This window comes from Roseiarcus sp. (assembly GCF_052145395.1).
Lineage (GTDB): Bacteria > Pseudomonadota > Alphaproteobacteria > Rhizobiales > Beijerinckiaceae > Roseiarcus.
Map to the genome: position 1 here is coordinate 1 of NZ_JBKQOT010000435.1, position 3,704 is coordinate 3,704.

2 protein-coding genes are annotated in these 3,704 nt (G+C 66.7%); both read right to left on the bottom strand.

The genetic code is table 11. The annotated features are described in order from the left end of the window. Nucleotides 1-2,068 (bottom strand): COR domain-containing protein (locus ACLP25_RS14805; protein ID WP_442469948.1); only part of this gene is annotated, 2,068 nt, incomplete at its 3' end. 764 nt (nt 2,069-2,832) lie between these two features. Continuing rightward, on the bottom strand, nt 2,833-3,704 hold an 872-nt coding region (locus ACLP25_RS14810; RefSeq protein ID WP_442469949.1), incomplete at its 5' end, for a gamma-glutamyltransferase.

Below are 3,704 nucleotides of genomic sequence, written 5' to 3' on the forward strand. Positions count from 1 at the left end.
TTGAGATCGAGTCGCCGACCGTCATCGCCGTCTTGTCGCGGATGATCGGCGCGCCTCTCGCCTCCGCGGCGGCGCAGGTTCGGTCGACGTCCTTTTCGCGCTGCGGGTCGGCCGGGTCGTTCCAGGCCCAGAGTCCGTCGAGTTCGGTCTGGATGTCGCGCCGCTCCGGCAGAAGGTCCGGGGCGACGTATTCCGCTTCGATCCACGCTTTTTCGTCGCCCTCGCGGATCTCGAAACAGATCCCGCAGGATTCCATTATGCCGATCAGCAGCTTCTGCTCGCCGGCCGGGCGGCCGGCCCAGACGAGCGCCTCCAAAAGGGGACCGGTGAAGCGGCCGCGCAAATGTCGCAATTGCCGTAGGCAGGAGTCGCGGTTGAAGACGGCGTAGATCGCCGCCAGCGCCCAGCTCTGGTCGAGCACGATGCGGTCCTCGAACAGACCCTCGCGGGTGAACACGACGCCGGTGTTGTGGAGGTAATCGAGCAGGAACTTGGGTTCGCTGACGAGCCTTTCCTTGGCGCAGATGCGGCCGAACTCGTCCTGGGTCAGCCAACGGTGGCGTCGCCGCTCAGGCGAGAGCTTGGCGTCCTTCTCGCGCAGCTTTTCCAACCGCGCCTTGACCCGCTGCCGCGACGCGCCGATCCGCGCGACGCCTTGGGCTTCGCGCAGGAATTCGATCGCCTCGCCGAGCTTCTCCTTGAGTCCCGGCAGGCCGCGGTCGTTCAGCGCGCTGAATTGCAGAACTTCGCAATAGCCCGAACCGAAAGCCTCGCGCAGATCGTCGTCTTTGACGGGACAGGCCCGATGGTCGCGATGGCTGTCGCAGCGGGTCTGGACGATGAGGACCGCCGCGTCTTTGCCGTCAAGCTGGCGCACGTAATCGACCCAATAGCGCAAGGGATAGTTGCGGAAGGTCAGGCCGCCGTGCGTCTGCTCGCCGCTTTCGAATTCGGGCGCCCAGAGAAGGACGAACACGGCGTTGGCGCGCAGGAACAGCGTGTGCGTGCCGTGATAGATGTCCTGGCCGCCGAAGTCCCAGATATGGACCTCGGCGAAGTCCGGCCTGGCGCCGCGCGGCAGGTCGAAGGACTCGACCACAATGCCGTGCGTGGACGGAAGCGTGCCGTCGTAAGGAAGGCCTTGGAGGCGGCGGCAGAGCTGGGTTTTGCCGACGCGGCCGTTGCCGAGAACCATCAGCTTCACGTCGCGCGATTCGACGCCGCCGTCGGCAAGGTCCCGGAAATGCGCACGAAGCCGCGGTAGGCAGTTGTCGCCATATCCCCGCGACAGAACCTCGGCGGGAACGCCGCGCAGCCGAGTCTGATAGCAGCGAAGCTCCTGCAGCGCGGGCAGCGCGAGGCACGCCGTCGAGGACTCCGCAAGCTTGAGACCGTTGGCGGTGATACTACGCAGTGACGCAATCTGAGCCAGCGGCGCGAGGTCGCTGACCTGCGTTTCGTCGCAATCGATCGACTGGAGCGCCTGCAGCCCGGCGAGCGGCGCGAGGTCGCTGACCTGCGTCCCGGAGCAATCGACCGACTGGAGCGCCGGCAGGCCGGCGAGCGGGGCGAGGTCGCTGACCTGCCTCCCGGAGCAATCCACCGACTGGAGCGCCTGCAGGCCGGCGAGCGGTGCGAGGTCGCGGACCTGCGTCCAGGAGCAATTGACCGACTCGAGCGCCTGCAGGCCGGCGAGCGGCGCGAGGTCGTTGACCTGCGTACTGGAGCAATCGATCGATTGGAGATTTTCGAGCCCGCTCAGGCTGGAGAGCGTGTCCAGGTCCAACCCCTCCAGCCACAAGTCCCGCAAGTCCGGGAGGGCCGCCAACCTCCCGAGCGACGACGCGACCTGGTTCCTGCGGAGTTCTCCCGGGGCTTCCTGCCACTTGCCTGAAGCGTCTCGCCATCTCCAGCCGAGGTTCAGGCCGTGCAGATGCTTGAGCCCAAACAGCGCCGCCGGTAACTCGGTCAGGCTGAGCATGCCGAGGTCGAGAAAGCCCGTCCGCTCGTCCGCCTCCCTGGCGATCCGCTCAAGCGCGATCCGTTCCCCTTCCGACGCCTCCGCCATGTCTCACCGACTCTCCCGCCCGCCGACGCTGGACGCGCCGATGTTATCCCCCGGACGGGCTTTGTAAACGCGGTCCGATTGCACGGTAAACGCGGTCCGATTGCACGCGAGCGGGGCAAGATGACAGTCGGTGACGAAATATTGCGGAAAAACGGAATCTGTGCTAGGCTACTATTGTGGGCAAGGCAATTTGGCGCGAACGATTTCAACGGTCTCGCCCTTGGAGATTCCTGTGAGACAAACGGGTAGGGCGCGGCCGAAAAAGCCAGCTCTCCGAAAGCCTTAAGGATCAGGCGCAACGCATTGAAGTCTCTAGAAACGACACGGGGAGGATCTTGCCGAAAGTTGGCATGGATGTGGTTCTGCGACCCATCAGCTTGGCATGCGCGTCCCTTACGCGCCTCCGGAATCGCCATCGCGCTTCATGTCCCGCGTCCGAACGCCCGGCGGTGTCGCTCGCCCGGGAAAGTCGCCGCAACCCCTTGAAAAGGTTGAAAACGGACTCGGAATGGAAAGGCGGCCGGCTCGTGGGGCCGCCTGCGGCGTCTCCCCTCAAGGCGCGAAGCCCGCAGGCGAGTCGCGCCCGGCTTGAGAATGACACTGGCTCGGAAAAGTCGCCGCAAGGTCTTGAAACGGTTAGAAACCGGCTCGGAAACGGCAAGGCGGCAAGGTCGGCCAGCCGGGGCGGCGTGGCGGTCAATGTCGCAGGCGTATTGGAACCCCGAGCCACCGCCCTGACCGAGGCGCGCAAAGCCGCGCCCGCTCTAGAGCGGTGCGGCGATCCCGTCGACGCGCGGGTCCGAGGCGCCGCAAAGGGCGTCGCCGATCAGCGCGATCGCCTGCGCGCTCCCCTCGAAGGAGCGCATGAAGTCGTGCGGCGCCTCCCAGTCCTCCGGGACCGCCTCGCCCGTCACGACCTGATGGCCGAGCGCGGCGAGCGCGTTGGCAAGGGCAGGGTTGCGGTGCGGTTCGACCGCAATCCGCCGGCCGTCCAGCGCGCGAACGCGCGGCGCGTCGAGCGCCTGCTGCAGGTCCATCCCGCGGTCGATCAGGTTGATGAGGATCTGGACCTGGCCCTGCGGCTGCATGTTGGCGCCCATGCAGCCGAAGGTGAGCGCGAGCGAGCCGTCCTCGGCGAGCATCATGGCGGGCAGAATCGTGTGGCGCACGCGCTTGCCCGGAGCGGCCGCGTTCGGATGGGCCGGGTCGATTTCGAAGTCGGCGCCGCGGTTGTGGAGAATGACGCCGGTTCCCGGAACGATGATCCCTGAGCCGAACACGCCCGAGATGCTGGTGATCAGCGACACGGCGTTGCGGTTGCGATCGACGACGGTGAGATAGGTCGTGTCGCCATAAACCCGGCCTGCGGGCGGCGCGTCGAGCGCCCGCGCCGGATCGATCAGCGCCCGCCGGGCTCTCAGCCGGTCGCGCGACAGGAGCGCGCCGACCGGCGTCTCGGTAAAGCGCGGATCGGCGACATGCGCCGCCGCGTCAGCGAAGGCGAGCTTGATCGCCTCGAGTATGACGTGCTTCGCCTCGGCCTCGTCGCCGGCGAAGAGACGCGGCAAGTCGAAGTCCTCGAGCATGCCGAGCGCCATCAGCACGACGAGGCCCTGTCCGTTCGGCGGCAGTTCGA